Below are 26,643 nucleotides of genomic sequence, written 5' to 3'. Positions count from 1 at the left end.
AATCGATCACATGACAGGTTTCTAAACACACTTCATTTTAGCACACTGCAATCTTTGTGACTATGTGAGAGTGAATCTATGATAAAATATAAAGGTTAGAGAATGAAATACATATCTAAAAAAAATTAAAATCTGGTAAACATAAAGCTGGAATAAAGGGGGATTTAATGATGTTCCTCAAACGAATTGATGTAGCAGGATTTAAATCATTTGCAGAGCGGATACAAGTTGAATTTGTACAAGGGGTTACGGCTGTGGTCGGACCAAATGGAAGCGGCAAGAGCAACATTTCAGATGCTGTACGCTGGGTTCTTGGTGAGCAGTCAGCTAAGTCGCTGCGCGGTTCTAAAATGGAAGATATCATCTTCGCAGGAAGTGATAATCGCAAAGCCTTAAATGTAGCGGAAGTCACACTTACCTTAGATAACGAAGATCAGCATCTGCCGCTCGATTATAATGAAATATCTATTACAAGACGAGTGTTTCGTTCAGGTGACAGTGAATACTTAATTAATAAACAACAATGCCGTTTAAAAGATATTGTTGAGCTTTTTATGGATTCGGGGTTAGGAAGAGAAGCTTTTTCTATAATCGGACAAGGGCGTGTTGAAGAAATCTTAAGCAGCAAGTCTGATGAACGAAGAAAGATTTTTGAAGAAGCAGCGGGTGTATTAAAGTACAAATCCCGTAAGCAAAAAGCGGAGGCTAAACTTTCAGAAACGCAGGAGAATCTGAATCGTGTTGAAGATATACTTCATGAACTCGATACCCAAGTTGAACCTCTTAAAATTCAAGCTTCAATCGCAAAGGATTACCTCGAGAAAAAAGAAGAGCTTGAAGTCGTAGAAACTGCTGTGCTAGTTCAAGAAATTGAAGATCTGCACTCTCGGTGGGAAAAACAAAAGACTCTAGTAGCCGAACTGCAAAGACAAGAAGCTGACCTATCGGTAAAAGTAAAACAAGGTGAAACAACCATTGAACGAGCAAGGCTTGACATGCAAGCGATGGATGAATCAATAGACGAATTGCAAGGTGCCCTTCTTTTAGCTAGTGAAACCTTAGAAAAGCTTGAAGGAAAAAAAGAAGTCTTAAAAGAACGGAAAAAGAATTACGTTCAAAATAAAACTTCACTCTTAGAACAGATTCAGCAGCTAAAGACCAAAAAAGAAGATTTAAAAACACAGTTGGTTGCTGAAAATGAAACGTTGCAGATGAAAGAAAAAGAGTTGAAAAACGTTAAAAAGCAAGTGAAAGATGAAGAAAGCCGTCTATCTGTATTAGAAATGGATGTAGAAGCTGAACTTGAAAAACTAAAGAGTGATTATTTTGAGCGTCTAAATGAACAAACAACGATTAAAAATGAGATGCGTTATATTGAGGATCAAGCTAAGCTCCAAAGTTTTAAAAGCAATCGTCTCGATGAGGAAAACACAAAATTTTTAGAGCAAAGAGAAGAGCTAAAGGCAACTAAACAAGAAGCAGAAGCAGCATATAAAAAAGCGGAAAAAGATCTGAAATTAAAACAAGAAGAATACCAATCTTTAAAAACTGAAATCTCAGCAGAAGATCAAGAGAACCGTGGCCTTCAAGAGAAATTGTACCAAGCTTATCAGTTTATACAGCAGTTTAAATCTAAAAAAGAAATGCTCGAATCTATGCAAGATGAGTACGCTGGATTTATGCAAGGCGTTAAGGAAGTGCTGAAAGCCAAACAAACTAAATTAGCCGGAATCGAAGGTGCTGTGGCCGAACTTCTGACTGTACCGTCTGAAATAGAAACGGCAATTGAAACAGCACTAGGAGCTTCCATGCAGCATATCGTTGTGGATCACGAGCAGAATGCAATGAAAGCTATTCAATACTTAAAACAATCAAGAGCAGGAAGAGCGACATTCCTGCCATTAAATGTTATAAAAAGCCGTTACGTCTCAAGTGTTGATGTCCAGCAAGCAAGTTCTGTAGATTCATTCGTAGGCATCGCTTCAAACCTCGTTCAGTTTGATCAAAAGTATAATAATATCGTCGGTAACTTATTAGGAAACATTATTATTTCTAAAGATTTAGCGGGTGCCAACGCAATTGCAAAACAGGTGAACTACCGGTATCGAATTGTAACACTTGAAGGTGATGTAGTCTCTCCAGGTGGATCGATGTCTGGAGGTAGCTTAAAACAAAAAAGCAGTTCCTTATTAAGCAGGCAAAGAGAAGTAGATTCACTTACCGAAAAAATTACAACGATGGAAAAGCAAACGCTTCAGTTAGAAGAAAAAGTTTCTGAACTGCGAAATAAAATTTCAAAGAAAAAAGATAGGCTTGAAACACTTCAAACGGAAGGTGAGTTTTTAAGAGAACAAGAGCAAGAACTCAAATCTTCTTTAAGGGAAGTAGAAATTCAGGAAAAAAGCTTAAATGACAGGCTTCAGTTATATGACCGCGAAAAACACTCTTTTGAAACGGAGAAATCTGCTGCTGATACTAGGATTGTTGATCTGCAAAGTAAACTCGATGCTGCTGAAAAATCCGGAAAAGAACTTGAAGAAACAATTGCAGATCTAACTGAGAAAAAGAAGAGTAATCAGAGTTCAAAAGAAGAACTAAGAGAAACACTGACCTTATTAAAAATAAAGGCAGCCGAACTAGAACAGCAAGTTGTTAACCAAAGAGAAAAAAGCTCAAGGTTACAAGAAGAGTTTCAGAATGTTGAAAGTAGGAGCAAGGAAACAGAGGAAGACTATTGGCTTCTTGAAGAGGAAATGAATTCTAGCTCATCAGGGGAAGATTCTCTTGATGAACAAATCCAACAAAGAAGACATGAAAAAAATAACGCTGTTAAACTAATCGCTGAGAGAAGAAAAGAGCGAACAGAATCATTCCAATCAATTGAAAGTATGGAAATTGGATTAAAAGAAGCAAAGCGACAGTATAAACAGTTGAGTGATGGTCTACAAACCGAAGAAGTCAGCATTAATAGACTTGATGTTGAATTAGAATCAAGACTTACTCATCTTCGAGAAGAATATGAGCTTTCCTATGAAGGTGCAAAACAAAAACACAGGCTGGAAGTTCCGCTAGAAGATGCAAAGCGTAAAGTGAAATTAATAAAAATGGCTATCGAAGAGCTTGGTGTAGTGAACATTGGGGCGATCGAAGAATACGACAGAGTGAGCCAGCGTTTTGATTTTCTTACAGAACAAAGGAATGATTTAACGGAAGCGAAGGATACACTGTATGGTGTGATCTCCGAAATGGATGAAGAGATGAAAAACCGTTTTGAAGAAACATTCACTGCTATACGTTCTCACTTTGGTGTCATTTTTAAAGAGTTGTTTGGCGGAGGACGTGCTGATTTAGTATTAACACAGCCAGATGATATGCTTGCTACAGGTGTTGATATTATGGCACAGCCACCAGGCAAAAAGCTGCAGCAATTAGGGCTCCTCTCTGGTGGGGAACGTGCTTTAACGGCGATCGCATTGTTGTTTGCAATCCTTAAAGTAAGGCCGGTGCCTTTCTGTATTTTAGATGAAGTTGAGGCAGCACTTGATGATGCAAACGTAAACCGTTTTGCCAAATACCTGCGTGCTTTTAGCAAAGAAACGCAATTTATTGTCGTAACTCACCGTAAAGGTACAATGGAAGAAGCAGATGTACTGTATGGAGTGACCATGCAAGAGTCAGGTGTATCGAAACTTGTTTCAGTAAGGCTAGAAGAAACAAAAGAACTTGTAACATCATAGGAGGAAATTGACCGTGAGTTTTTTGAAACGTTTAAAAGAGAAATTTTCAAATCAGCAGGCGGATGAATCATCCGAGAAATTTAAAAGCGGACTTGAAAAAACAAGAAATTCTTTTTCATTTAAAGTAAATGATCTTCTAAAAAGGTTTAGAAAAGTGGATGAAGAGTTTTTCGAAGAATTAGAAGAAATTTTGATTGGGGCAGATGTTGGAGTTCATACTGTTCTTGATATCATTGATGAACTTAAAGATATTGCCCGCACACGTAATATTCAAAATCCGATGGAGCTGCGTTCAGCGATTTCTGAAAAATTAGCTGAAATGCTTCAAAAAGATGAGGGTGACAATAAACTTAACCTGCAGACAGATGGAATGACAGTTATTTTATTTGTTGGTGTTAATGGTGTTGGTAAGACGACAACGATCGGAAAACTTGCTCATCAGCTCAAAAGTGATGGTAAGAAAGTGATTTTAGCAGCAGGAGACACATTCCGTGCTGGTGCTATTGATCAGTTAGAAGTTTGGGGAGAACGTGCTGGAGTAGATGTGATTAAGCATCATGAAGGTGCAGATCCTGCTGCGGTAATTTATGACAGCATACAAGCGGCAAAGTCCCGTAAAGCCGATGTTCTGCTCTGTGATACTGCTGGAAGATTACAAAATAAAGTGAACTTAATGAACGAATTATCTAAAGTAAAACGTGTAATCGAACGTGAAATACCTGGAGCTCCACACGAAGTACTGTTAGTGGTGGATGCAACAACAGGACAGAACGCGATGAACCAGGCGAAAACATTTGGTCAATCCACAGACGTAACAGGTTTGGTTTTAACAAAACTTGATGGAACAGCAAAAGGCGGAATCGTTTTAGCCATACGCCATGAACTTGATATACCAGTTAAGTTTGTAGGTTTAGGTGAGAAAATTGATGATCTTCAAGAGTTTGACGCTGATCAGTTTGTTTATGGATTGTTTGCGGGAACGGAAGAGGAAGAAGCAGAGTAAAATGAAGCAGAGTAAAATCTGCTTTTTTTTGTTTGGTGCAGAAAACAGATTCAATTCCACCTTAGACAGACACATTTTTAGGACATGTCTGATAATCACATAAAAAAACTGCATGATCACATAAAAAAACGTATTAATCACATAAAGAATCGGGACAATGACATAAAAACAGGGCGCAATCATATATTTTTGTTTTTCCCCTGTATTTGGGATACTGACACTATGATGTTAAGAAAAAAACTTGACATCTAAATGCAAGGGTTGTATAGTATTCACGTAAAGGCATTTCACTTAACAAGGGTTGTGAGAAAATGCTCGATAAAACAATGAGAATTAATTATCTATTTGATTTTTATCAATCATTATTAACCCCTAAACAAATGAACTACATGGGTTTATACTATTTGGACGATTATTCTCTCGGTGAAATTGCTGAACAATATAATGTCAGCCGCCAGGCCGTTTATGATAATATTAAACGGACAGAGGCGATGCTGGAAGAATATGAAGAAAAGTTAGGGCTTTTTGCAAAGTTTCAGGAACGTGAACAGTTGCTGTCATCTTTAAGAGAGCTTCTGAAAACTGAACCTGATAACGTAATTGCAATTATCGATCGCCTTGAAAATATGGAATAGGAGGCGTTCAGTGAGATGGCATTTGAAGGTTTAGCCGACCGTCTTCAGAATACTTTACAAAAAATTCGTGGAAAAGGGAAAGTAAACGAAGCAGATGTAAAGGAAATGATGAGGGAAGTACGCCTTGCGCTTCTTGAGGCGGACGTTAACTTTAAAGTAGTAAAAGATTTTGTGAAAAAAGTATCTGAACGTGCAGTAGGCCAGGAAGTATTAAAGAGCCTGACGCCTGGGCAGCAAGTCGTTAAAGTTGTTAATGATGAGCTGACGACACTCATGGGCGGGGAACAAAGCAAGATTGCGGTTTCCAATCGTCCTCCTACCGTTATAATGATGGTTGGACTTCAGGGTGCAGGTAAAACAACGACAACAGGAAAGCTTGCGAATCATTTACGGAAGAAGCAGAATCGAAAACCGCTACTGGCTGCAGCTGACATTTACCGTCCTGCTGCAATCAAGCAATTAGAAACAGTAGGTAAACAATTAGATATACCTGTGTTTCAAATGGGTGACCAAGTCAGTCCCGTCAAAATTGCTGAATCAGCCATCGCAAAAGCAAAAGAAGATCATCACGATTATGTCATTATTGATACAGCAGGGCGTTTGCATATTGACGAAACGCTTATGGATGAATTAAAACAGGTGAAAGAAACAGCAAAACCTGATGAGATTTTTCTAGTTGTTGATGCAATGACTGGTCAAGATGCCGTGAATGTTGCTCAAAGTTTTAATGATGCGCTTGGAATCACAGGTGTGGTTTTAACCAAATTGGATGGAGATACACGCGGTGGTGCAGCACTTTCCATTAAAGCTGTAACAGGTCTTCCTATCAAATTTGTGGGTCTAGGTGAAAAGATGGATGCTATTGAGGCGTTTCATCCGGATCGTATGGCATCACGAATTTTAGGAATGGGTGACATGCTGACTTTAATCGAAAAGGCACAGTCTTCAGTCGATGAAGAGAAAGCTCGCGATCTTCAAAAGAAGATGCGTGATATGTCATTCACGTTTGATGATTTTCTCGATCAGATGGGACAAGTTAGAAATCTTGGTCCATTGGATGAAATACTTGGCATGCTTCCGGGCGCGAACAAAATGAAAGGTCTTAAAAACGTACAGATTGATGAAAAACAGATTGGTCACGTTGAAGCCATCATTCGTTCGATGACTCTTCATGAAAGAGAACAGCCTGAAATTATTAATGCCAGCCGTAAGCGCCGTATCGCTAAAGGTAGCGGACGCACGGTACAAGAAGTAAATCGCCTGATCAAACAGTTCGAGGACATGAAGAAAATGATGAAACAAATGTCCGGAATGATGAATGGCAAAAAGAAAAAAGGTGGATTCAAATTCCCTTTTATGTAAACTGAATTTTCAGGTTTACAAACCTGTCAATTTATACTATTATATTATTTTGTGTGAACTATTTTCGGAGGTGCAAGTTATAATGGCAGTAAAAATTCGTTTAAAGCGTATGGGTGCTAAAAGAGCTCCTTTTTATCGTGTAGTAGTAGCAGATTCTCGTTCTCCTCGTGATGGACGTTTCATCGAAGAGATCGGAACTTACAACCCAGTTGCTAACCCAGCTGAAGTTAAAATTAATGAAGAAAAAGCTCTTGAGTGGATGACAAACGGTGCGAAGCCATCTGACACAGTTCGCAACCTATTCTCAAAAGCTGGTCTTATGGAGAAATTCCATAACGCTAAAAACCAAAAATAATTTTGACGAAGGGGAACTGATATGACAGAGTTGATCGAATCGATTGTGAAGGCTCTAGTTGATCACCCAGAAGAAGTTAGCGTCAAAGAGGTTCAAGAAGGGCACCGCCTTGTATACCAATTATCTGTTAACCAGACTGATATGGGGAAAGTGATTGGAAAGCAAGGAAGAGTGGCTAAAGCGATTCGTACTGTTGTGAATGCAGCTGGTACAAATCAAAATAAAAGGATTTCAATCGAAATCGTTTAGAAAAAGGATGAGGGGAACCTCTTCCTTTTTTTCTTTTACTCATAACCTCTTGATTTAAAATATTGTTGATGTAAAGTGGTTTTGACCATTTTCTTCAGTGACAGGTTGATTGTAGTGGAAGCTGAGAGACTCTAGGCTAGGACAAGCGGTCAGGTGAGACCTTAACGGCGTAAAGCGGCAAGGGGCTCACCGCCTGCCCCGCGGAAAGCGAAACAGCTGGAACGAAAATCAACTACTTTCAAAAGCAACAAAGTTTGGGAAACATTCTAACAAAAAGTATACATATCGAGTTTTATGCTAAAATTTAGACTAGGCAGTAATGTGGATGAATTTGTACGAAGGTAGGTTTATCGTTATGGATAAAAATTGGCTTAATGTAGGTAAGATTGTAAATACACATGGAATAAGAGGGGAAGTTCGAGTCATTTCCAGGACTGATTTTCCTGAAGAACGCTACAAGATCGGTAATACGTTATACGTGGAAATGGGAACTGAGCATGTACCTGTAACGATTGAAACGCACAGAAAGCATAAGCAGTTTGATCTTTTGACGTTCGAGAATCTGCATAATATAAATGACGTAGAACGTTTTAAGGGGAATCTTCTTAAAGTACCTAAAGATCAATCTGTTTCTTTAGATGAAGGTGAGTTTTTTTACCACGATATTATAGGCTGTTCTGTTTTCACAGTTGAAGGCGAAGAGCTTGGGAAAGTGAAAGAAATCTTATCGCCTGGCGCAAACGATGTATGGGTCGTGAAAAGAAAAGGATTTGGTTCAGATATTCTAATTCCATATATTCCATCCGTCGTAAAAACAGTTGATATTAAGGAAGCAAAGATAATTATCGAACCATTGGAAGGGTTATTCTAATGAAGATTGATGTTCTTAGCCTTTTCCCTGATATGTTTTCAGGTGTTTTTGGGCAGTCCATCCTAAAAAAAGCTCAAGAAAAAAGTGCGGTCAAGTTTCAGGTCATCGATTTCCGTGAGTTTTCAACCAACAAGCATAGGAATGTCGATGATTACCCATATGGCGGCGGAGCAGGGATGGTATTAACTCCTCAGCCGTTATTTGATGCAGTAGAACGATTATCAAATCAATCACAAGCAAAACCGAGAATCATTTTGCTTTGTCCACAAGGAGAGCGTTTCTCTCAACGTAAAGCAGAAGAACTTGCTAAAGAAGATCATCTCATTTTCCTTTGCGGTCATTATGAAGGCTATGACGAACGTGTGAGAGAGTACTTGGTAACAGATGAGATTTCGATAGGTGATTATGTTTTGACCGGCGGAGAGCTGGGAGCGATGGTCGTGATCGATGCTGTTACGAGACTGCTTCCAGGTGTGCTTGGGAAAGAAGAGTCACATCTACAAGACTCATTTAGCACGGGTCTATTAGAACACCCTCAATACACAAGGCCGGCTGATTTTAGAGGCATGAAGGTACCAGATGTGCTTTTGTCTGGCAACCATAAAAATATTGAGAATTGGCGTAAAAAAGAGTCTCTAAAAAGAACATATAACAGGCGTCCTGATCTTTTAGAGAACAAGGAACTGTCCAAAGAAGAAGAAAAGTGGCTCCAAGACATAAAAGATAATAAAACAACTTGAACACTGTTTGAGTTATATGGTATTATATTGTTTGTGGCTTATGCCCGTTTAATCCGGTGTTCCGCTGCTTCAACTATATTAGCAAGAACATCCATGGGAAGGGAGGCAATAAACTATGCAACAGCTTATTGCAGATCTAGCGAAAGATCAATTAAAATCAGATTTACCAAAATTCCGTTCAGGTGACACTGTTCGTGTACACGTGAAAGTAATCGAGGGTACTCGTGAGCGTATTCAGCTTTTTGAAGGTGTAGTTATCAAGAAGCGTGGATCAGGAATTTCTGAAACGTTTACTGTTCGTAAAATTTCTTATGGTGTAGGAGTGGAGCGTGCGTTCCCTGTACATTCACCTAAGATTGCGAACCTTGAAGTAGTTCGTCGTGGTAAAGTTCGCCGTGCGAAGTTATACTACCTGCGTGCACTTCGTGGTAAAGCAGCTCGTATTAAAGAAATTCGCTAATAATTCTCGAAAGGAGCTTGACTTATTCAAGCTCCTTTTTCCATATTATAAGTAAGGAATTTCTACAGATGGTGAGGATTAAGAATGGCACGTACAAAAAACGAAACGTGGGAATGGATTAAAGCATTAGCGGCAGCCTTATTATTAGCAGGGATCATCAGATTTTTCCTGTTTGCACCAGTCGTGGTTGATGGACAATCCATGATGCCTAATCTGCATGATGGAGATCGATTAATAGTAAGCAAATTCTCTTATATCATTGGCGATCCAAAAAGATTTGATATTGTAGTCTTTCATGCAACTGAAGAAAAAGATTACATAAAACGAGTTATCGGTTTACCTGGAGACACGATCGAATCCAAAAACGATATACTCTATGTGAATGGTAAAAAAGTAAAAGAAGAATATTTAGAAGCGTATAAAAAGAAAACGAAAGACGGAAACTTCACTTATGATTTCACGTTGCTTGAGGTGACTGGCAAGAAAGAGGTACCTCAAGGTCAATTATTTGTTTTAGGTGATAATCGCCGTAACTCCAGTGACAGCCGAAATATTGGAACAGTGGATGACGATAATATATTAGGTAAAGCCTCATTCCGTTTCTGGCCGTTGTCGGATATTGGATTTGTAAAGTAGGGTGAGATAAACATGACCATTCAATGGTTTCCTGGACATATGGCTAAAGCGCGCCGGGAGATAACTGAAAAACTTAAAATGATCGATGTGGTATTTGAGCTAGTAGACGCTCGAATACCTCTTGCATCTAGAAACCCCATGATTGATGAAATTCTTGGACAGAAGCCGCGTATCGTTCTTTTAAATAAAGCAGATCTGGCTGATCAAAAAGTAACGGCAATGTGGGAGAGTTATTTTTCTGATAAAGGTATTCCATCTCTTGCGATTAACTCGAAGGATGGAAAAGGAATTAAAGCGATAGAACCGTTAGCACATGAACTCGTGAAAGAAAAATTTGATAAGATGAGAGCAAAAGGCATCGTTAAACCGAGAGCAGTAAGAGCTTTAATCGTTGGGATACCGAACGTAGGAAAGTCAACGATCATCAATCGTATGGCTGGTAAGAATATTGCTGTAACAGGAGATAAGCCTGGCGTAACAAAAAAGCAGCAGTGGATAAAAGCGGGTAAGACATTAGAATTATTGGATACCCCTGGAATACTATGGCCGAAATTTGAAGATCAGACGATAGGTTTGAAATTAGCGGTAACTGGTGCGATTAAAGAAACGCTTTTTGATTTTACAGAAGTGGTACTATTCGCCATTAAATATCTAAAAGAGCACTACGAAGAGCGCCTCGTTGAACGCTACAAATTGTCTGACATACCAGAGGATTCTATGCTTCTATTTGAAGAAATTGGTAAGAAACGCGGCTGTATGATGAGCGGCGGAGAAGTAGATCTTGAAAAGACAGCAGAAATCGTTCTGCGGGATCTTCGTGCAGAAAAATTAGGACGTTTATCTTATGAACGCCCTGATACTGTATAATCATATAGAAGAGTATAAACAGGCGCTGTTTTCTTAGTGCCTGTTTTCTTTAAGCAGATTTTTAAATTTAAAATGTATTGGTTAAGCTTTATTGCTTTTGAAAGTGGTTGATTTCCGTTTCAGATGCTTGCTTTCCGCGAGGCAGGCGGTGAGTCACATTTGTACGTTTCACTGTTAAGTGTCTCACCTGCCCGCCTGTCCCGCAGGAGTCTCGCAACTTCACTCCAATCAACTTGCAATGAAGAGAAAGAAAAAACCAAAACTCAAAAAGCCTAACGATACAATGGATTAACAGCCATCTTACTTGGACCCTGGAATAAATAACTTAAGCCTTTAAAGAAAAACAATCCAAACCGATACAAAATACATAAAGAGTGTGAAAAATATGAGATTATCTATAAAAGAATGGGAACAAAAATTAAAAAACTGTGAGCAAGCTGATATACCAGACTTGCTGAAGGTACTTTCAGATGATGAAAGACAGGGCGCGAAAAAAATGGTTGAAACCTATACAAAGCGATTAGCACTAGCTGAAGCAGAACAAAAAAGATTAGAAGTTATGTCTATTTACGAAACCCAATGCTATAAAAATGGTAAAACGTTAATTGCAGGCGTTGATGAGGTGGGAAGAGGTCCTTTGGCTGGACCTGTTGTTGCAGCGGCTGTGATTTTACCTAAAGACTATAAACTGACAGGAGTTAATGACTCCAAAAAGCTATCTGAGAAAAAGAGAGAAGCATTGTATGATGTAATTGTAAGAGATGCCATCTCGTACAGTGTAAACTTAGTTCAACCTGAAAAAATTGATGAAATCAATATTTATCAAGCCTCTAAGTTTGCCATGACGGAAGCGGTTAGTTCGTTAGATGTTATGCCTGATCAGCTGCTCATTGATGCAATGGAGGTACCTTTAGCAATAGATCAGTTGAAAATTATTAAGGGCGATGAAAAAAGCATTTCTATCGCGGCAGCTTCAATCGTTGCAAAAGTGACGAGAGACCGCTATATGATGAAATTGGATGAGAGATATCCCGAGTTCGGCTTTAAATCAAATATGGGGTATGGAACAAAGGAACATTTAGAGGCGCTAAAGCAATTTGGCCCAACAAGTATTCACCGAAAATCATTTAGCCCAGTAGGTGAACTTATTCAAATTACAGGAAGTGAGTAACCTGTTACAACTAAACAATATCATTAGTCAGCAGCTTCATTCGATAAGACCATCAGAAGGAACGCTTTCATTAAAAATTAATCAACTAATAACAGCTAAGGTTTTAGAGATATTCCCTGATCAAACAGCTAAAATCTTATACAATGGAGCAGCTTTGCATGCAAAATTAGAGGCTCCGCTAACAAAAGGGAATGAGTATTTATTTGAAGTTGCAGAAAAGAATGGAAACATCGTCTTGAAAAAGATTGATTCTGACCCAATGAAATCAACTTCAGAACAGATTTTACAAAAATGGAATCTTACAGCTACTGATATAAACAAAAAAGCAGTAGACTTTTCTGTATTAGAAAAAATACCACTTACAAAAGAAAATATAAAAGTCGTCGCAGAGCTCCTTAAACAGACCACCGAGCTGCCGCTGCCTGATAAGAAGGCAATTATACATCGAATGTTAGAGCTGCAGCTCCCGCCTAGAATAGAATCTATTCAAGCAGTATCAGCAAGTTTCAAAATGAGTTCAGCTTTTGAAGAAATGAAGCCACTTTATGACGCTTTGATCCCGTATAGCCATAAAGACAAAATGATTTTAAAAACAGTAGAGACCTTAAAAAATATGTACGGATTTGATAGTGAAGAAATTTTGTCTAAACCATCAATACTTATGGAAAGTCAGCAAAAAACCGAAGTGAAGACTGCATCAGAATCTCCTACTCAAAACAAGTTAACTTTAACTGACCAAAGGAACCTTCAAAATTCAGATACTAAAGAACTACATAATCCTTTTTTACCCACCAATAAAACCGAGACTATACCAATTTCATCAGAAATGAAACGAAATCCGTCTCAAGAGTTTATCCAGGCGCTAGAAAAATGGCTTCAGAAATCAGGTTTATTGCACGAAAAAAACATTCTTGTAGATCCTGTACAAGTTAAAGCTGGAGAATCGTTAAAGTCCCAACTTCTTTACCTTCAGCATCATGCTGATTCATTAAATCTGCCTGAAAGTGTTTTGGTTAAGACAGAAAAAGCTGTAGCGTTAGTAACGAGTCAGCAGCTGCAGAACGTACAGATCACCGAAAACTTGCAGCAGTATATATTGCAGATTCCCTTTGGGCAAAGCAATAACCCTAAAGAGATGACGATTACATGGGAAGGGAAAAAACAGGATGGAAAAGCGATAAATCCTGCTCATTGCAGAATGCTTTTCTGGCTGGAAATGCAGAACCTGAATGAAATAGCTGTAGATGTTCAAATTCAAAACAGGATTTTGTCTGTAAAAGTATTTAATGAGCATCCATTTCTTGAGAAACTTTCAGCGCCATTTTTGTCCTCTTTAAAAAAACGCATGAAAGAAATGGATTATACGTTATCTTCCGTTACTTTTGTTCAGCAGCAAAAAAAGATGAAAACAGCTGAAAAGCCTAACTTTTATAAAGGATTGGATTTGCGCGTATGAAAGAAAACAACAAAAAAGAAGCCGTTGCTTTAAAGTATAATCCTGAAGAGTCAAGTTCTCCTATTGTAATCGCTAAAGGAAAAGGTGAAACAGCTGATCGAATCGTTCAAAGAGCTTCAGATTACAACATTCCCATTCAGGAAGATCCTTCCCTAGTCCATTTATTATCTAAATTGGACATAGATCAGAGTATTCCTGAAGAGTTGTTTGAAGTTGTTGCAGAACTCTTTGCTTTTATTTATCAATTGGATAAAGAAGCTAAGAAATCTACATAATTATTTCTCTATGGGGCATTGCTAACATAAAAGGAGTGTGCACAATGCCAAGAAATAAATTAGTTGTGAAACAATCTGAACAGCTTGTCAACCAATTTAAAGAAGAGATGGCTGAAGAGTTTGGGTTATATCGCCCTGCAGTAGAAAAAGAAACGATAACACCTAAAATTATAAAAAAACATCAAAACGAGAAAAACAAATGAATTAAAGCATTTAAATCCTTGTTTCAAAAAGATAGAAAACACTAAAATCAAGTCCGCAGTCATGTGGTCTTGATTTTTATTATTGTCTGAAAATGCTGTATGCGCTTGCAATTTTCTGAAGAATAGTAGACATAAAGAGCTTGGTCTTATACAATGATAACGGTACTTTAAGTTTTCACCATGATAGGAGGATGGAGAGTAAATGAATATCCACGAATACCAAGGTAAAGAGATACTTAGAAAATATGGTGTGGCTGTTCCAAACGGGAAAGTAGCATTTACCGTTGAAGAAGCAGTAGAAGCTGCTAATGAACTGGGGAGCACTGTATCTGTCGTAAAAGCACAGATTCATGCAGGTGGCCGCGGTAAAGCAGGTGGCGTGAAAGTTGCCAAAAATATCGATGAAGTGCGTACATACGCGAATGAAATTTTAGGAAAAGTTCTTGTAACTCACCAAACAGGTCCAGAAGGTAAAGAAGTTAAGCGCTTACTTATCGAAGAGGGCTGTGATATTAAAAAGGAATATTACATCGGGCTAGTACTAGATCGTGCTACATCAAGCGTTGTAATGATGGGATCTGAAGAAGGCGGAACTGAAATTGAAGAAGTGGCTGAAAAGACACCTGAAAAAATCTTCAAAGAAGTGATCGATCCTGCTATTGGACTTCAGGCTTTCCAAGCAAGAAGACTTGCATACAACATCAATATCCCAACTGAACTAGTAGGTAAAGCAGTTAAGTTCATGCTTGGACTTTATACAGCTTTCGTTGATAAAGATTGCTCAATCGCTGAAATCAATCCATTAGTTGTAACAGGAGATGGAAACGTTATGGCTCTTGACGCTAAAATGAACTTCGATTCAAACGCATTATATCGTCATAAAGACATCTTAGAATATCGAGATCTTGAAGAAGAAGATGCAAAAGAAATCGAAGCTTCTAAATATGACTTAAGCTACATTTCTCTAGATGGAAATATCGGCTGTATGGTTAATGGTGCTGGTCTTGCAATGGCTACAATGGACATCATCAAGCATTACGGCGGTGATCCCGCTAACTTCCTTGATGTTGGGGGCGGTGCTACAACGGAGAAAGTTACAGAAGCATTCAAGATCATTCTATCTGATCAAAATGTTAAAGGGATCTTTGTTAACATCTTCGGCGGAATCATGAAATGTGACATCATCGCAAACGGTGTTGTTGAAGCAACAAAACAAGTTGGTCTTGAGCTGCCTTTAGTCGTTCGTCTTGAAGGTACGAATGTTGATCTAGGTAAGAAGATCCTTAAAGAATCAGGACTTAATATTACAGCTGCAGATTCAATGGCTGACGGTGCAGAGAAAATCGTCGCTTTAGTTAAGTAATAAAGAAAACATTGCAGGAAGGATGGGAGTTTAAAGCATGAGCATTTTTATTAATAAAGACACAAAAGTCATCGTTCAGGGTATCACAGGTTCCGTAGGACTTTTCCATACAAAACAAATGCTTGAATATGGTACAAAAATCGTAGGCGGAGTTACACCTGGTAAGGGCGGAACTGAAGTTGAAGGACTTCCTGTTTTCAACACAGTTACGGATGCTGTTAAAGAAACTGGAGCTAACGCTTCTGTTATTTATGTACCACCAGCATTTGCTGCAGAAGCAATTATCGAGGCTGTTGACGCAGAACTTGACCTAGCTATCTGTATTACAGAAGGCATCCCAGTAATGGATATGGTAAAAGTAAAGCGTTACATGGAAGGCAAAAAGACGCGCTTAGTCGGACCGAACTGCCCAGGGGTAATCACTCCTGAAGAGTGCAAAATTGGTATCATGCCTGGATATATCCATACAAAAGGTCATGTAGGAGTTGTTTCTCGTTCTGGAACATTAACATATGAAGCTGTTCATCAGCTTACAGAGCGTGGAATTGGCCAATCTACAGCAGTAGGGATCGGTGGAGACCCAGTTAACGGAACAGACTTCATTGACGTTCTGAAGGCATTTAACGAAGATGAGGACACATATGCTGTAATCATGATCGGAGAAATTGGCGGTACTGCTGAAGAGGAAGCTGCAGAGTGGGTAAAAGCCAACATGACAAAGCCTGTTGTAGGCTTTATCGGCGGACAAACAGCACCTCCTGGGAAGCGTATGGGCCATGCTGGTGCGATTATCTCTGGCGGTAAAGGTACTGCAGACGAGAAAATCAAAACAATGAAAGCTTGCGGAATTAAAGTTGCAGCAACACCTTCTGTAATGGGTGAAACTTTAGTAGAAGCATTAAAAGAAAACGATTTATACGATCGTTGTGTAACACATAAAGCAAAAGCTTAATTACAACTTTTACATCGTGAAAAGCTCCCAGACCGGGAGCTTTTTATTTACATAGCTTTTTATTACGCTCTTTTTAAAACAGTTTGTTGCTTTCCTTCTATGAATTTTGATTGAAGTGCAAGGTGCGTGCCTACCACATGTGAAGCTTCTTGTAAGGCATGCGACGAGGAAACTTACTGCGATAGCTTAACTTGTAAACGCAGGAGCAAGAATACTTCCTTGAAGCGGGCAGGTGAGACACTTAAAAGTGAAACGTACAAATGTGGATCCCCGCACGCCCCGCGGAAAGCGAGCAACCTGAAACGGAAATCACCACTTTCTAACAAAGATTGCGAATGAAACTTGATTCATGAGGAGGAATGAAGTTTGGATAAAGAACGCTTAATCTTTCTTCATCATTGCGAAGCACTTACTTGGAATCAGATGAGATCTATTTTAAAAGTTGATCCCCATTTAATTGAAATTTTTTCAATGGACGTTCGCAGATTGATGATGTCGTTTAGTTTAAGTGAACAAACGGCAAAGCGTTTATACGACCACATGAATCAGAAAAAAAGTACATATATAATGAAGAATTTAATGAAACATTCCATTTCTGCTGTAACAGTATTTGACGACGATTATCCCATTTACTTAAAAACAATTTATGATCCTCCATGGGTTCTTTATGGCCAAGGCGATTGGAGTACACTGAATCAGGTTAAAATGATTAGTGTAGTCGGCACTAGAAATCCTAGCAAACAAGGAAAACAAGCTTTGCAAAAAGTACTCGAGCCCTTGGTGAAGAATGGCTGGATCGTAATTAGCGGATTAGCTAAAGGGATTGATACGTTTGCCCACGAGCTTTGTATTCGTAGCGGATCAGAAACTGCAGCAGTTTTGGGATCAGGTATTATGCAGGTTTATCCGAAAGAAAATAAAGAGCTTGCTAAACAGATAAGTTTGCAGGGAATCGTCCTATCAGAGTTCTCTCCATCCGTTACACCAAAACGCTGGCATTTCCCGATGCGTAATCGTATAATTAGCGGTCTCAGCAGGGCAACTCTAGTTGCTGAAGCTCGAACACAAAGCGGTTCGTTAATAACGGCTGATCAAGCATTAGAGCAAGGAAGAGATGTTTTTGCAATTCCAGGATCCATTTTAGAAGAGTGCTCTGACGGTACAAATTTTTTAATACAAAATGGTGCAAAATTAGTTATGAACGCAGATGATATTTTAAATGAAGGATTCTAACCGTTTTCATTTAAAGGATGAAACAGTTTGACAAATGCAGATACATTATTTAATAATAGGGAAGATTTCACTAAACCCTTAAAGGGGGATAAACTGTAAATGGAAAAATACTTAGTCATTGTTGAGTCTCCCGCAAAAGCAAAGACGATAAAAAAATATCTAGGGAGCAAATATGACGTAAAAGCATCTATGGGACATGTTCGTGATCTGCCTAGAAGCCAGACTGGCGTAGATGTAGATGCAAACTATGAACCTAAATACATTACAATCCGAGGAAAAGGTCCAATATTAAAGGACTTGAAGTCAGCAGCTAAAAAAGCGAAACAAATATTTCTCGCAGCTGACCCGGATCGCGAAGGTGAAGCAATTGCCTGGCATTTGGCTCACAGCCTGGATATGGATTTAGATTCAGAGTGCCGTGTTGTTTTTAACGAAATTACGAAGAATGCTATTAAAGATTCATTTAAAAGACCTAGAAAGATTAACATGGATTTAGTTGATGCCCAACAAGCACGAAGAGTATTAGACAGGCTTGTAGGATACAAAGTCAGCCCTTTATTATGGAAGAAAATCAAAAAGGGTTTGAGTGCAGGACGGGTACAAACGGTTGCAGTTAGACTAATCGTAGAACGAGAAAAAGAAATAGAAGCATTTCAGCCAGAAGAATATTGGAGAATTAAAGGTATCTTCAGTGCCTCAGGTGAAGATTTCGAAGCTCAGTTCTATGGCGTAAACGGCAAGAAAAAAGAATTATCAAATGAAGAAGAAGTAAAAGAAATATTAAATACGATAAAAGGCAAACAGTTTTCCATTAATTCTGTACAGAAAAAAGAAAGACGCAGAAATCCTTCACCGCCATTTATCACATCTTCACTTCAGCAGGAAGCTGCAAGGAAATTGAATTTCAGAGCAAAGAAAACAATGATGCTCGCACAACAACTATACGAGGGTATGGATCTGGGAAAAGAAGGTACAGTTGGTTTAATTACCTACATGCGTACAGATTCGACGCGTATTTCGGATACGGCAAAAGCTGAAGCTGCTGAGTTCATTGAAAAAGAATTCGGCAAACAATTTGTGAATAGCACGAGAGCGGAGAAAAAAGCAGGGAAGAACGCTCAAGATGCCCATGAAGCCATCCGTCCAACATCAGTTATGTACCATCCACGTGATCTTAAAAATTACTTATCAAGAGATCAGCTTAGATTATACAAACTTATTTTTGAAAGGTTTTTAGCAAGTCAAATGGCATCTGCTGTACTTGATACGATGACAGTTGATTTAGAGAACAACGGTATTAATTTCCGTGCGACTGGTTCAAAAGTAAAGTTTCCTGGATTTATGAAAGTCTATGTAGAAGGAAACGATGATGGTAAGAAAGAAGAAGACCGCATCCTGCCTGATGTTCAGGAAGGAATGGAGGTTGAGAAGAAAGATCTCGATCCTTCTCAGCACTTTACACAGCCGCCTCCTCGCTATACAGAGGCACGACTTGTTCGTACGATGGAGGAACTTGGAATAGGACGTCCATCTACTTACGCACCAACACTTGATACCATTCAAAAGCGTGGATATGTGGCATTGGATGATAAGAAATTTGTTCCAACAGAGCTGGGTGGACTTGTACTTGAAATGACATTGGAATTCTTTCCTGAAGTTTTTAACGTTGAATTCACCGCTAAGATGGAAAGTGATTTGGATGAGGTTGAAGATGGAAAAGAAAACTGGATTGGTATCATTGACGAATTCTATAAAAACTTCGAAAAGAAGCTGAAAATTGCAGAAGAAGAGATGCAAAAGGTAGAAATCAAAGATGAACCAGCTGGTGAAGACTGCGAAAAATGTGGACATGAGATGGTATTTAAGATGGGCCGATTTGGCAAGTTTATGGCTTGTTCTAATTTTCCTGACTGCCGCAATACGAAACCGATCGTGAAAGATATTGGTGTGACGTGTCCAACATGTCACGAAGGATCGATCGTTGAACGGAAGAGTAAGAAGAAAAGGCTATTTTATGGATGTAACCGTTATCCTGAATGTGAATTTGTTTCTTGGGATAAACCTATTGCCAGAACGTGTCCAAAGTGTAATAGTATGTTAGTAGAAAAGAAAACGAAAAAAGGTAAGGTCGTACAGTGTGTATCTTGCGATTATGCCGAAGAGGAAGCAAAGTAAGGAGTTTTTCTTCATGAAACATCAACATGTTAATGTAATCGGAGCAGGTCTTGCTGGAAGTGAAGCAGCTTGGCAGATCGCAAGCCGAGGAATAAAAGTAAAATTATATGAGATGAGACCGGTTAGACAAACACCGGCTCATCATACGGAAAAGTTTGCAGAACTGGTTTGTTCCAATTCTCTTCGTGCCAATACACTTACAAATGCAGTTGGTGTTCTGAAAGAAGAGATGAGAAAATTAAATTCAGTTATTATCTCATCTGCAGATGATTGCGCTGTTCCAGCAGGAGGGGCTCTAGCGGTTGACCGTCATGAGTTTGCAGGTCTTGTAACAGAACGAGTGAAAAATCATCCGAATGTGGAAGTAATAACAGAAGAAGTTACAGAAATTCCTGAAGGTCCTACTATAATTGCAACAGGTCCTCTAACCTCTGATAACTTATCAAAAGCATTGAACTCATTGACGGGCGAAGAATACTTATATTTCTATGATGCTGCTGCTCCTATCATTGAAGTAGATAGCATTAATATGGATAAAGTTTATTTGAAATCCCGCTATGATAAAGGGGAAGCTGCTTATTTAAACTGCCCGATGACAGAAGAAGAGTTTGATCGTTTTTATGAAGCATTAATCTCTGCTGAGACCGTTCCTCTAAAAGAATTTGAAAAAGAAATCTTTTTTGAAGGATGCATGCCGGTTGAAGTAATGGCGAAGCGCGGAAAGAAAACTTTATTATTCGGTCCCATGAAGCCAGTAGGCCTTGAAGATCCGAAAACAGGTAAAATTCCTTACGCGGTTGTTCAATTACGACAAGATAACAGCGCGGGTACTCTATATAATATTGTAGGATTTCAAACACATTTAAAATGGGGACCCCAAAAAGAGCTGTTAAGACTTATTCCAGGGCTAGAAAATGCAGAGGTTGTAAGATATGGCGTTATGCATCGAAATACGTTCCTGAATTCACCTAGACTGTTAGATGAGACGTACCAATTAAAATCAAGAAAAGATCTGTTCTTTGCCGGTCAGATGACAGGTGTTGAAGGATACGTTGAAAGTGCGGCATCTGGATTAATTGCAGGTATTAATGCTGCGAAACTAGTAAAAGGCGAAGAGTTAGCAGTCTTCCCAAAAGAAACAGCAATCGGAAGTATGGCTTACTATATTACGACTGCTAATCCAGATAACTTCCAACCTATGAATGCTAACTTTGGGCTCTTGCCTCCGCTTGAAAGAAGAATTAAAAACAAGCAAGAACGAAACACAGCTTTAGCTGATAGAGCGTTGGAAACAATTCAGAATTTTATAACAAATTTGTGAACATGTATTGATTTAGCCCCTAAATTGTGTTACGATTTAGGGGCTTTGTGAGGTGTGTGAAATGAGGTCAGAACGCCAGCATGTGGCAGATTTTCTGAATTATTTAATGATCGAGAAGAACTGTTCACCTTATACGATTGAACACTATGAAAAAGATATTAATGATTTTACTTCTTTTTTGAAACAGCAAGCAATCGAAGGATTCGCTGCTGTTTCTTATGTTTTAGTGAGGCAATATTTAGTAACTCTTCATGAAAAGAAATACGCAAGAAGCACAGTAGCTAGGAAGATCTCAGCGATGCGAAGTCTCTATCGTTTTTTAAATCGTGAAAAAATCGTTGAAGAACATAATCCTTTCGCTATGGCATCATTGCCTAAAAAAGCAAAAATGCTTCCTCAATTTCTTTATGAAAAAGAGTTGGAGAGGCTTTTCAATGTGTCCGATGTTACAACACCAATGGGACAAAGAAACCAGGCGATACTCGAACTACTTTACGGAACTGGAATACGTGTCAGTGAATGCTGCAAAATGCAGCTGAAGGACCTTGATTTATCTGTAGAAGTTGCGCTCGTAAAAGGAAAAGGGAAAAAAGAAAGATATGTACCGATCGGATCTTTTGCAAGAGGGGCCCTTGAACGATATATCAACGACGGGCGGAAACAGCTGCTTGAAAAAACAGAAAATAAGTCAAATTCTCTTTTTTTAAACTATAAAGGGGAACCTTTAAGTACGAGAAGCGTAAGAAACATATTAAATAAACTAATTGAGGAATCGTCGCTTACCATACATATCAGCCCGCACGTTTTACGTCATACGTTTGCGACACATATGTTGAATGAAGGAGCAGATTTAAGAGCCGTTCAGGAACTCTTAGGCCATTCAAATTTATCCTCTACACAAGTTTATACACATGTCTCAAAAAGCCATTTGAAAAAAATTTATAATAATGCGCATCCTCGTGCATAAAAACAAAAAGGGAGGGATTTTTCAATGTCAACATTTCATGCTACTACAATATTTGCAATCCGGCACAACGGTAAAGCAGCAATGACGGGCGATGGCCAGGTTACTTTCGGAAATGCGGTTGTAATGAAGCATACAGCCAGAAAGGTCAGAAAGCTATATGGCGGAAAAGTACTTGCGGGATTTGCTGGATCTGTTGCTGATGCATTTACGCTGTATGAAAAATTTGAGAGCAAGTTAGAAGAGTTCAGCGGCAACTTACAGCGAGCTTCAGTCGAAATGGCTAAGGAATGGCGCACAGATCAAGTTTTGCGAAAACTTGAAGCGTTGCTTATTGTTATGAACCACGAACATATGCTTTTGATTTCTGGTACAGGAGAAGTTATTGAACCGGATGATGGAATCTTGGCGATCGGTTCTGGGGGTAATTATGCTCTTGCGGCTGGCCGGGCACTGAAGAATCACGCTCCTGAGCTTTCTGCAAAAGAAATAGCTCTTGCATCGTTAAAGACCGCTGGTGAGATTTGTGTTTACACGAACACAGAAATAGTTCTTGAAGAATTGTAAAAAAGTAAAGGAGCGGTTGCAATGAATAGTCAATTAACTCCAAGGCAGATTGTTGAGAAGTTAGATCAATATATTATAGGTCAAAAAGATGCAAAGAAAGCTGTGGCAGTTGCACTTCGTAACCGTTATAGAAGAAGTTTGCTCGATGACAAACTGCGTGATGAAGTTTCGCCTAAAAACATTCTAATGATTGGTCCTACAGGTGTTGGTAAGACAGAAATCGCTAGAAGGCTTGCGAAGCTTGCTCAAGCTCCTTTTATAAAAATTGAAGCTACGAAGTTCACTGAGGTTGGCTATGTAGGACGTGATGTCGATTCGATGGTCCGTGATCTTGTAGAAACTTCAGTAAGACTTGTAAAAGAATTAAGGATGAACGAAGTAAAGGACAAAGCGGAGCAGAACGCGAATAAGCGTCTAGTCGAGCTTCTTGTCCCAGGTAAAAAGACTGAAACAAGTTTCAAAAATCCACTTGAAATGTTCTTTGGCGGCGGGAATCAAGAACAAGAACAGAAACCGCAGCAAGACGATGCTGCTGATCTTCGACAAAAGCGCAATCAGATGGCGCAAAAGCTTGCTCTTGGCGAGATGGAAGATCACCTCGTTACGGTTGAAGTGGATGAACAAAATCCGTCTATGCTAGATATGTTCCAAGGCTCAGGTCTTGAGCAAGTAGGAATGAACATGCAAGACATGATTGGCGGACTTATGCCAAAGAAAAAGAAAAAACGCAAACTGACAGTTCGTGAAGCTCGTAAGGTTTTAACGCAAGATGAAGCAGCTAAATTAATTGATATGGATGATGTTACGAGTGAAGCAGTTTACAAGACAGAACAAACAGGTATTATATTTATAGATGAGATTGATAAGATAGCTGGAAAGAACCAAAACTCTGCGGATGTGAGCCGAGAAGGTGTTCAGAGAGATATCCTTCCGATCGTTGAAGGTTCAACAGTTATTACAAAATACGGATCAATTAAAACAGATCATATCTTGTTTATAGCTGCGGGTGCTTTTCATATCTCGAAGCCATCAGATCTGATTCCGGAGCTTCAAGGAAGATTTCCAATCCGAGTTGAATTAAATAACTTGTCTGTTGAAGATTTTACACGTATATTAATAGAGCCTGATAATGCGATAATCAAACAGTATAAAGCTCTATTGAGTACAGAAGGTATAAATGTTGAATTTTCTGACGATGCTATTGCTAAGATTGCAAGTATCGCATATGAAGTTAATCAAGACACTGATAATATTGGTGCTAGAAGACTTCATACCATATTAGAACGCTTGCTGGAAGATTTATCTTTTGAAGCGCCTGATATAAGTTTAGATCAAATAACCATTACACCCGAGTATGTAGAAGAAAAACTGGCTAACATCGCAAAGAACAAGGATCTGAGCCAATATATTTTATAGGATGCAGTAGGAGGAAGAAAGACAATGAATTTATTAAACAAAGCAAGAAGCATTAACTCAATGCTACAACAAACAGGTGGTAAACAAGTAAACTTTAAAGAGATGGCCGAAACACTTAGCACGGTAATAGAAGCTAATATTTTTGTAGTTAGCCGCCGCGGTAAACTTTTAGGTCTTGCTCTTAAACAAGAAATCGAAAACGAGCGCATGAAAAAAATGATTGAAGACCGTCAATTTCCTACAGATTACACAAAAAATCTTTTCAATATTACTGAATCTCTTTCAAATATTGATGTGGAAAGTGACTATACAGCATTTCCGGTCGAGAACAAAGATCTTTTCTCTACAGGTTTAACTACGATTGTTCCGATCGTTGGTGGAGGAGAAAGACTAGGTACTCTAATCCTTTCAAGACTATCTACTTCATTTGAGGAAGATGATTTAGTATTAGCGGAGTATGGAGCAACAGTAGTTGGAATGGAAATCCTTCGTGAGAAAGCTGAAGAAATCGAAGAAGAAGCTCGTAACAAAGCCGTTGTGCAGATGGCGATCAGTTCACTATCTTACAGTGAGCTAGAAGCAATCGAACATATTTTTGAAGAACTAGAAGGCAATGAAGGGCTTCTAGTAGCAAGTAAAATTGCAGACAGAGTTGGAATTACTCGTTCTGTTATCGTAAACGCTCTTCGAAAACTAGAGAGCGCTGGTGTAATCGAATCTCGTTCACTAGGTATGAAAGGGACGTACATTAAAGTATTAAACGATAAGTTCTTACTTGAACTTGAGAAACTAAAAACTTCATAATAAGTAGCATGAATAAACCAATCCCATTAGTAGTGGGGTTGGTTTTTTTGTTTGGCTGTTTTCGAATTCATTGTTGCTTTCGAGAGTAGTTGATTTCCGTTTTAGGCAGCTCGCTTTCCGCGGGGCAGGCGGTGAGCCACATTTGTACGTTTCACTTTTAAGTGTCTCACCTGCCCGCCTGTCCCGCAGGAGTCTCGCACCTTACACTACAACCAACTGTTCAAAGAAGACAATAAAAATAAAAGAAACAATCATTTAGAATAGAGCCTTTTTTTAGTAATTAATTGCTGGTAGAAAGAATTTTATATCCTTTTTAAGAGAGATTTATGTTTGTTCATGAAAATTTGTGCTCGTCAGCGGCATTTATGAACGCTACGAGCGCCATCAGAGAAATACGCGCGAAGTAATACATAAAGACCTTTTATATGAGATAAATTGTAAAAATATGTCGATGAATGCGAATGTAGTATAGTCGTCCCGCATCAAGCTTGAATATAGGGATTTTATTACTAGAAACGAATTTAGGCACAAAGTCACGGTCGAAATATAGTTCTTTCTATCGAAAAAAGTCATTTTGGGAAAAAATACATAGACACTTTTTGGATATATCACTTAAAATATGATAGTGAGGTAAGAATTTACAATAGTTGAAACATATATAGTAAAAAAGAGGGAAGTGATGAACTTGTTCTCTAGCCCTATCATGAAAAACCTGGAAATGGCATTAGATGGATCGGCATTAAAACAAAAAACCATTTCAAATAATTTGGCTAATGTGGACACTCCTGGATATAAAGCGAAAGAAACGGTTTTTAATCAGGAATTAAAAAGAAGTTTACAAGCACATCGAACAGATCAACGTCATTTTTCATTTAGTACTGGATCGTCATCTTCTTATTATGTAAAAGAAAAAGCGAATACAGTGATGAATCATAACGGCAACAATGTAGATGTAGATAAAGAAATGGCAGAGTTAGCGAAGAATCAACTCTATTATCAGACACTTGTGCAGCGTATTAACGGAAAATTCAATTCGATTAAGATGGTTGTTAAAGGCGGGAGATAGATATGGGAGTTTTTGATGCAATGAATGTTTCGGCATCCGGTTTAACCGCTCAACGGCTTAGAATGGATGTCGCTTCATCTAATATGGCTAATGTCGATTCGACACGAGGGACATTTAAAAATGGTAAGTGGGAGCCTTATCAGCGCAAAATGGTTGTATTAGGTTCAGGTGAGTCTAGTTTTAAAACCATGTTTAATAAAGCGGTAAATAAAGGAGAACTTTCGGGAGTTAAAGTAAATCAAGTAATAAATGATCAATCGCCATTCAAGACGGTTTATCAGCCTGATCATCCTGATGCGAACGAAGATGGATTCGTTCTTCTTCCGAATGTGGATCCACTTAAAGAAATGGTTGATTTAATGAGTGCTACTAGATCATACGAAGCAAATGTTACTGCATTAAACGCAGCAAAAGGAATGTACTTAAAAGCATTAGAAATTGGCCGTTAGGAGTGGTGAGACATGGATAAAATTTCAATCGGAGCGCTTCAGAGTATAAGTAATAGTACTCCAACAGCAAAAACGACACCTTTTGAAGCTCAAGAAGACTTTAAGAGCTATCTGAAAGGTGCTTTAGATACGTTAAGCGAAACACAAGCACAATCAAATAATGCTACACAAGCACTGATGAATGGGAATATGGACAACCTTCATCAGGTTATGATAACAGCTGAAAAAGCAAGTGTAACCATGCAAACGACTCTTGAAATCCGAAATAAAGTTGTTGAAGCCTACCAGGAAATCATGAGGATGCAAGTTTAAT

At 38.7% G+C, this 26,643-nt stretch carries 28 protein-coding genes; 27 read left to right on the top strand and 1 reads right to left on the bottom strand.

Annotation, left to right across the window (positions count from 1 at the left end; translation table 11 throughout):
* Nucleotides 1-170: 170 nt before the first annotated feature.
* From smc to ylqF, 11 genes are all read left to right on the top strand, one after another.
* Nucleotides 171-3,737, top strand: coding sequence for a chromosome segregation protein SMC (smc, locus tag QUF49_RS11200; protein ID WP_289497632.1), 3,567 nt, complete (start codon nt 171-173; stop codon nt 3,735-3,737).
* Between the two features lie 13 nt (nt 3,738-3,750).
* Nucleotides 3,751-4,740, top strand: coding sequence for a signal recognition particle-docking protein FtsY (ftsY, locus tag QUF49_RS11195; protein WP_066240710.1), 990 nt, complete (start codon nt 3,751-3,753; stop codon nt 4,738-4,740).
* Nucleotides 4,741-5,051: 311 nt separating this feature from the next.
* Nucleotides 5,052-5,375, top strand: a complete 324-nt coding sequence (locus QUF49_RS11190; protein WP_289495723.1) for a putative DNA-binding protein — start codon at nt 5,052-5,054, stop codon at nt 5,373-5,375.
* Between the two features lie 15 nt (nt 5,376-5,390).
* The gene (ffh, locus tag QUF49_RS11185) at nt 5,391-6,737 is read left to right on the top strand and encodes a signal recognition particle protein (protein ID WP_289495722.1); all 1,347 of its coding nucleotides are present in this window, start codon (nt 5,391-5,393) and stop codon (nt 6,735-6,737) included.
* Between the two features lie 82 nt (nt 6,738-6,819).
* Nucleotides 6,820-7,092 (top strand): 30S ribosomal protein S16, encoded by a 273-nt coding sequence (rpsP, locus tag QUF49_RS11180; protein WP_289495721.1) that lies wholly within the window; start codon nt 6,820-6,822, stop codon nt 7,090-7,092.
* A gap of 21 nt (nt 7,093-7,113) precedes the next feature.
* Nucleotides 7,114-7,341 carry a KH domain-containing protein gene (locus tag QUF49_RS11175; RefSeq protein WP_066240722.1) on the top strand — a complete coding sequence of 76 codons (228 nt, stop codon included), beginning with the start codon at nt 7,114-7,116 and terminating at the stop codon, nt 7,339-7,341.
* Between the two features lie 325 nt (nt 7,342-7,666).
* Nucleotides 7,667-8,212 carry a ribosome maturation factor RimM gene (gene rimM / locus QUF49_RS11170; RefSeq protein ID WP_394605143.1) on the top strand — a complete coding sequence of 182 codons (546 nt, stop codon included), beginning with the start codon at nt 7,667-7,669 and terminating at the stop codon, nt 8,210-8,212.
* Complete coding sequence (gene trmD / locus QUF49_RS11165; protein ID WP_289495720.1) at nt 8,212-8,952, top strand: tRNA (guanosine(37)-N1)-methyltransferase TrmD; 741 nt, start codon at nt 8,212-8,214, stop codon at nt 8,950-8,952. The genes rimM and trmD overlap by 1 nt, the downstream gene beginning before the upstream one ends.
* Nucleotides 8,953-9,067: 115 nt before the next feature.
* Nucleotides 9,068-9,412: a 50S ribosomal protein L19 gene (rplS, locus tag QUF49_RS11160; protein WP_066289359.1), complete on the top strand. Its 345-nt coding sequence runs from the start codon at nt 9,068-9,070 to the stop codon at nt 9,410-9,412.
* An 84-nt stretch (nt 9,413-9,496) separates the two neighbouring features.
* Nucleotides 9,497-10,048 carry a signal peptidase I gene (gene lepB, locus QUF49_RS11155; protein ID WP_289495719.1) on the top strand — a complete coding sequence of 184 codons (552 nt, stop codon included), beginning with the start codon at nt 9,497-9,499 and terminating at the stop codon, nt 10,046-10,048.
* A gap of 12 nt (nt 10,049-10,060) precedes the next feature.
* On the top strand, nt 10,061-10,915 hold the full coding sequence (ylqF, locus tag QUF49_RS11150) for a ribosome biogenesis GTPase YlqF (protein ID WP_289495718.1): 855 nt from the start codon (nt 10,061-10,063) through the stop codon (nt 10,913-10,915).
* An 88-nt stretch (nt 10,916-11,003) separates the two neighbouring features.
* Here the strand turns inward: ylqF and QUF49_RS11145 are convergent, their stop codons facing one another.
* Nucleotides 11,004-11,132: a hypothetical protein gene (locus QUF49_RS11145; protein ID WP_289495717.1), complete on the bottom strand. Its 129-nt coding sequence runs from the start codon at nt 11,130-11,132 to the stop codon at nt 11,004-11,006.
* 168 nt (nt 11,133-11,300) lie between these two features.
* Between QUF49_RS11145 and QUF49_RS11140 the strand changes: the two genes are divergently transcribed.
* From QUF49_RS11140 to fliE, 16 genes are all read left to right on the top strand, one after another.
* The gene (locus QUF49_RS11140) at nt 11,301-12,086 is read left to right on the top strand and encodes a ribonuclease HII (protein WP_289495716.1); all 786 of its coding nucleotides are present in this window, start codon (nt 11,301-11,303) and stop codon (nt 12,084-12,086) included.
* Nucleotides 12,055-13,542: a hypothetical protein gene (locus QUF49_RS11135; RefSeq protein WP_289495715.1), complete on the top strand. Its 1,488-nt coding sequence runs from the start codon at nt 12,055-12,057 to the stop codon at nt 13,540-13,542. The genes QUF49_RS11140 and QUF49_RS11135 overlap by 32 nt, the downstream gene beginning before the upstream one ends.
* On the top strand, nt 13,539-13,817 hold the full coding sequence (locus QUF49_RS11130; protein ID WP_289495714.1) for an EscU/YscU/HrcU family type III secretion system export apparatus switch protein: 279 nt from the start codon (nt 13,539-13,541) through the stop codon (nt 13,815-13,817). The genes QUF49_RS11135 and QUF49_RS11130 overlap by 4 nt, the downstream gene beginning before the upstream one ends.
* Nucleotides 13,818-13,861: 44 nt before the next feature.
* Nucleotides 13,862-14,020, top strand: coding sequence for a small, acid-soluble spore protein, alpha/beta type (locus tag QUF49_RS11125; protein ID WP_289495713.1), 159 nt, complete (start codon nt 13,862-13,864; stop codon nt 14,018-14,020).
* Between the two features lie 202 nt (nt 14,021-14,222).
* A complete protein-coding gene (sucC, locus tag QUF49_RS11120; RefSeq protein WP_289495712.1) occupies nt 14,223-15,383 on the top strand; it encodes an ADP-forming succinate--CoA ligase subunit beta in 1,161 nt (386 codons plus the stop codon).
* 37 nt (nt 15,384-15,420) lie between these two features.
* A complete protein-coding gene (sucD, locus tag QUF49_RS11115; protein WP_289495711.1) occupies nt 15,421-16,335 on the top strand; it encodes a succinate--CoA ligase subunit alpha in 915 nt (304 codons plus the stop codon).
* A gap of 366 nt (nt 16,336-16,701) precedes the next feature.
* Nucleotides 16,702-17,568 carry a DNA-processing protein DprA gene (gene dprA / locus QUF49_RS11110; RefSeq protein ID WP_289495710.1) on the top strand — a complete coding sequence of 289 codons (867 nt, stop codon included), beginning with the start codon at nt 16,702-16,704 and terminating at the stop codon, nt 17,566-17,568.
* A gap of 99 nt (nt 17,569-17,667) precedes the next feature.
* Nucleotides 17,668-19,743: a type I DNA topoisomerase gene (gene topA / locus QUF49_RS11105; RefSeq protein ID WP_289495709.1), complete on the top strand. Its 2,076-nt coding sequence runs from the start codon at nt 17,668-17,670 to the stop codon at nt 19,741-19,743.
* 13 nt (nt 19,744-19,756) lie between these two features.
* Nucleotides 19,757-21,064: an FADH(2)-oxidizing methylenetetrahydrofolate--tRNA-(uracil(54)-C(5))-methyltransferase TrmFO gene (gene trmFO / locus QUF49_RS11100; protein WP_289495708.1), complete on the top strand. Its 1,308-nt coding sequence runs from the start codon at nt 19,757-19,759 to the stop codon at nt 21,062-21,064.
* A 61-nt stretch (nt 21,065-21,125) separates the two neighbouring features.
* A complete protein-coding gene (gene xerC, locus QUF49_RS11095) occupies nt 21,126-22,031 on the top strand; it encodes a tyrosine recombinase XerC (protein WP_289495707.1) in 906 nt (301 codons plus the stop codon).
* A 24-nt stretch (nt 22,032-22,055) separates the two neighbouring features.
* Nucleotides 22,056-22,595, top strand: a complete 540-nt coding sequence (gene hslV, locus QUF49_RS11090) for an ATP-dependent protease subunit HslV (protein WP_289495706.1) — start codon at nt 22,056-22,058, stop codon at nt 22,593-22,595.
* Nucleotides 22,596-22,616: 21 nt separating this feature from the next.
* Nucleotides 22,617-24,011 carry an HslU--HslV peptidase ATPase subunit gene (gene hslU, locus QUF49_RS11085; protein WP_289495705.1) on the top strand — a complete coding sequence of 465 codons (1,395 nt, stop codon included), beginning with the start codon at nt 22,617-22,619 and terminating at the stop codon, nt 24,009-24,011.
* 24 nt (nt 24,012-24,035) lie between these two features.
* Complete coding sequence (codY, locus tag QUF49_RS11080; RefSeq protein WP_066240763.1) at nt 24,036-24,815, top strand: GTP-sensing pleiotropic transcriptional regulator CodY; 780 nt, start codon at nt 24,036-24,038, stop codon at nt 24,813-24,815.
* A gap of 679 nt (nt 24,816-25,494) precedes the next feature.
* Complete coding sequence (flgB, locus tag QUF49_RS11075; RefSeq protein WP_289495704.1) at nt 25,495-25,881, top strand: flagellar basal body rod protein FlgB; 387 nt, start codon at nt 25,495-25,497, stop codon at nt 25,879-25,881.
* Between the two features lie 2 nt (nt 25,882-25,883).
* Nucleotides 25,884-26,330, top strand: a complete 447-nt coding sequence (flgC, locus tag QUF49_RS11070) for a flagellar basal body rod protein FlgC (protein WP_289495703.1) — start codon at nt 25,884-25,886, stop codon at nt 26,328-26,330.
* A gap of 12 nt (nt 26,331-26,342) precedes the next feature.
* On the top strand, nt 26,343-26,642 hold the full coding sequence (gene fliE / locus QUF49_RS11065; protein ID WP_289495702.1) for a flagellar hook-basal body complex protein FliE: 300 nt from the start codon (nt 26,343-26,345) through the stop codon (nt 26,640-26,642).
* The last annotated feature ends 1 nt before the right edge of the window (nt 26,643 follow it).

It is taken from the genome of Fictibacillus sp. b24 (assembly GCF_030348825.1).
Taxonomy (GTDB): Bacteria; Bacillota; Bacilli; order Bacillales; family Fictibacillaceae; genus Fictibacillus.
Note: the sequence above shows the minus strand (reverse complement) of the source record. Positions and strands in the feature narration are given on the sequence as shown.

Coding starts and splice junctions, on each gene's coding strand:
- smc (WP_289497632.1), top strand. CDS start 171: ATGTTCCTCAAACGAATTGATGTAGCAGGATTTAAATCATTTGCAGAG.
- QUF49_RS11190 (WP_289495723.1), top strand. CDS start 5,052: ATGCTCGATAAAACAATGAGAATTAATTATCTATTTGATTTTTATCAA.
- ffh (WP_289495722.1), top strand. CDS start 5,391: ATGGCATTTGAAGGTTTAGCCGACCGTCTTCAGAATACTTTACAAAAA.
- rpsP (WP_289495721.1), top strand. CDS start 6,820: ATGGCAGTAAAAATTCGTTTAAAGCGTATGGGTGCTAAAAGAGCTCCT.
- QUF49_RS11175 (WP_066240722.1), top strand. CDS start 7,114: ATGACAGAGTTGATCGAATCGATTGTGAAGGCTCTAGTTGATCACCCA.
- rimM (WP_394605143.1), top strand. CDS start 7,667: ATGAATTTGTACGAAGGTAGGTTTATCGTTATGGATAAAAATTGGCTT.
- trmD (WP_289495720.1), top strand. CDS start 8,212: ATGAAGATTGATGTTCTTAGCCTTTTCCCTGATATGTTTTCAGGTGTT.
- rplS (WP_066289359.1), top strand. CDS start 9,068: ATGCAACAGCTTATTGCAGATCTAGCGAAAGATCAATTAAAATCAGAT.
- lepB (WP_289495719.1), top strand. CDS start 9,497: ATGGCACGTACAAAAAACGAAACGTGGGAATGGATTAAAGCATTAGCG.
- ylqF (WP_289495718.1), top strand. CDS start 10,061: ATGACCATTCAATGGTTTCCTGGACATATGGCTAAAGCGCGCCGGGAG.
- QUF49_RS11140 (WP_289495716.1), top strand. CDS start 11,301: ATGAGATTATCTATAAAAGAATGGGAACAAAAATTAAAAAACTGTGAG.
- QUF49_RS11130 (WP_289495714.1), top strand. CDS start 13,539: ATGAAAGAAAACAACAAAAAAGAAGCCGTTGCTTTAAAGTATAATCCT.
- QUF49_RS11125 (WP_289495713.1), top strand. CDS start 13,862: ATGCCAAGAAATAAATTAGTTGTGAAACAATCTGAACAGCTTGTCAAC.
- sucC (WP_289495712.1), top strand. CDS start 14,223: ATGAATATCCACGAATACCAAGGTAAAGAGATACTTAGAAAATATGGT.
- sucD (WP_289495711.1), top strand. CDS start 15,421: ATGAGCATTTTTATTAATAAAGACACAAAAGTCATCGTTCAGGGTATC.
- topA (WP_289495709.1), top strand. CDS start 17,668: ATGGAAAAATACTTAGTCATTGTTGAGTCTCCCGCAAAAGCAAAGACG.
- trmFO (WP_289495708.1), top strand. CDS start 19,757: ATGAAACATCAACATGTTAATGTAATCGGAGCAGGTCTTGCTGGAAGT.
- xerC (WP_289495707.1), top strand. CDS start 21,126: ATGAGGTCAGAACGCCAGCATGTGGCAGATTTTCTGAATTATTTAATG.
- hslV (WP_289495706.1), top strand. CDS start 22,056: ATGTCAACATTTCATGCTACTACAATATTTGCAATCCGGCACAACGGT.
- hslU (WP_289495705.1), top strand. CDS start 22,617: ATGAATAGTCAATTAACTCCAAGGCAGATTGTTGAGAAGTTAGATCAA.
- codY (WP_066240763.1), top strand. CDS start 24,036: ATGAATTTATTAAACAAAGCAAGAAGCATTAACTCAATGCTACAACAA.
- flgB (WP_289495704.1), top strand. CDS start 25,495: ATGAACTTGTTCTCTAGCCCTATCATGAAAAACCTGGAAATGGCATTA.
- flgC (WP_289495703.1), top strand. CDS start 25,884: ATGGGAGTTTTTGATGCAATGAATGTTTCGGCATCCGGTTTAACCGCT.
- fliE (WP_289495702.1), top strand. CDS start 26,343: ATGGATAAAATTTCAATCGGAGCGCTTCAGAGTATAAGTAATAGTACT.